3 protein-coding genes are annotated in these 2,209 nt (G+C 42.7%); 2 read left to right on the top strand and 1 reads right to left on the bottom strand.

From position 1 onward, the window contains the following. The coding region (locus QZZ55_RS10365) for a DUF2333 family protein (protein ID WP_293267251.1) at positions 1-984 on the bottom strand (984 nt) is incomplete at its 3' end. A gap of 297 nt (positions 985-1,281) precedes the next feature. Between QZZ55_RS10365 and aroQ the strand changes: the two genes are divergently transcribed. Both aroQ and accB read left to right on the top strand, forming a co-directional pair. Beyond that, positions 1,282-1,731 carry a type II 3-dehydroquinate dehydratase gene (aroQ, locus tag QZZ55_RS10360; RefSeq protein WP_293267250.1) on the top strand — a complete coding sequence of 150 codons (450 nt, stop codon included), beginning with the start codon at positions 1,282-1,284 and terminating at the stop codon, positions 1,729-1,731. A 49-nt stretch (positions 1,732-1,780) separates the two neighbouring features. Next, positions 1,781-2,209: acetyl-CoA carboxylase biotin carboxyl carrier protein (gene accB / locus QZZ55_RS10355; protein WP_293267249.1), on the top strand; the 429-nt coding region annotated here is incomplete at its 3' end.

The following is a 2,209-nucleotide window of genomic DNA, read 5'->3' as shown; positions in this document are numbered from 1 at the left end:
GGCGTTTGCGCGCGAAATATAAGATGCCATTACCAGTGAGTGATTTGCCAATAGTCCAAATTCGTTACCGTTCAGAATCATAGGACTCCAAATAGTACCCTGTGTCGATTCAAGCTCACGGATAATTTGCAACAAACTTACTCGTGCATTTTTCTTATCCAAAGTAGCACCGAAGTCTTGCTCAATACCTTTTAATAACTGAATAAGTGCCCATGAAGTACCACGTGCTTCATAAAATACATCATCCAACTCAAACCAAGATGTCTTAATTTCAATGTCTTGTTCAGAAGAAGTCGACTGCTGTGCAGATTCATCACCGGCTAAATCAGTATTCAAACGCTTTTGACCAACACTAGCACTTAAACGTTGAGACAAGCTGCCTAACCGCGTACTGACATCGCCTAGCCAGTTATTTAAGTTGTCAGCACGAGCAAAGAACTGCGCATCCTGTTGCTGCGGGTCTTGCAAACGCACGTAATAATTATTTAAACCTTTTAAGGCTTTTCTGTATTCATTCTCTGTTGATGGGAACAGCCAACTATTATTGTTGAAATTCAACATTGGCTCAGCAGTAGCCAGGTCAGTATCTTCTGTAGACTGTGACTGCGAGCGACTAAAATCTTTACGCATGGCTCTGGCCATATCACGCGCTTGCACTAGCACACCAAACTCCCAATTAGGCATATTATCTAACCATATACCAGGAGGAGTACGATCATTACTCAAGTAACCACCAGGTTTTTCTAGCAATGTTTGTACGATGCTCACTAATGCACCTGTTGTACCGACACCCGTCACTGAGTTATCCGTAACAGCAGGTACTGATATAGGATCAGGCTCCCAACTCCAATAAAGTCCTACAGCCCCAGCCACTAAGAGATAAACAACGATTAAGGATAAAAAGCCTTTAAAAATGCGGCCACCGCCAACTTTTGCACTTAAAGCATCCAAAAAGCTTAACCAAACCTGCTGTAACTTATCCAAAACCACCTCTCATTTAACCCGAAACAATAAACTTTCTGTGTTGCACCGCACTATTACTCATTTAAGCACTATAATCAATAAGGCCTATGAGGTACCCAACACCGCTATGCTGAATGCTAACACGTCCTTAATTAGTAAGGCATTAATGAAACAATCAAATAAAATAGTAACGAACGTCGTCTAACGGCGGCAATCCTGCAAATAAATCACCAATTTCTGGACAGCCATTCACCTTTCATGCAAAATATCTCATCAGTTTACTAACATCACGAACCCATTGCTGGTAAGGCATTATCAATGTCCAAATTTCTACTCTTAAACGGCCCGAATCTTAACTTATTGGGCACCCGCGAACCTGATGTATACGGTTCAACGACGCTAAAAGAAATAGAACTAAATTTACGACAAGTTGCCCTATTAGCAGGACATGAACTTGATTACTTTCAAAGTAACGCTGAATCAGCACTCATTGAGAGAATACATCAAGCACGCAAAGATAATGTGGACTTCATCATTATTAACCCTGCCGCTTATACTCACACGAGTGTAGCTATCAGGGATTCTTTATTGGGAGTTGATATCCCTTTTATTGAAGTTCACCTGTCCAACGTACATGCCCGCGAAACCTTTCGGCATCACTCTTATTTATCAGATATAGCCCAAGGCGTTATTTGTGGTTTAGGAGTTGATGGCTATAATTATGCGCTAAGTTCTGCAATAAAACTGACAGAAATCACCCGAACCTGAACACAAAGCGAATCTGTATCCCGCTTTACATTGAGAGAATGAGATTAGAATGGACATCCGCAAAGTAAAAAAGCTGATTGAACTTCTGGAAGAATCCGATATTAACGAAATCGAAATCAAAGAAGGCGAAGAGTCTGTGCGCATTAGCCGTGCCTCTAGCGTTCAACCACAATACGCAATGCCAATGGCTCCTCAAGGCTACGCTCCTGCACCGGTAGCAGCGCCTGCAGCAGTTGCACCGGTAGCAGCACCTGCAGCAGAAGTTAAGCAGACCGGTCACTTGGTTTGCTCACCCATGGTTGGAACGTTCTACCGCTCAGCATCGCCTAGCTCACCATCGTTTATCGAAGTAGGTCAGCATGTCAAAGCCGGTGAAGTTATCTGTATCGTCGAAGCTATGAAAATGATGAACCAGATTGAAGCTGACAAGTCCGGTGTTGTTGAAGCTATCTTGATTGAAGATGGTCAGCCAGTAGAA

This window comes from Neptunomonas sp. (assembly GCF_016744175.1).
GTDB lineage: Bacteria > Pseudomonadota > Gammaproteobacteria > Pseudomonadales > Balneatricaceae > Neptunomonas.
Note: the sequence above shows the minus strand (reverse complement) of the source record. Positions and strands in the feature narration are given on the sequence as shown.

What these genes read in the sequence shown, in the direction of transcription:
- aroQ (WP_293267250.1), top strand. Translation starts at nt 1,282, where the DNA reads ATGTCCAAATTTCTACTCTTAAACGGCCCGAATCTTAACTTATTGGGC.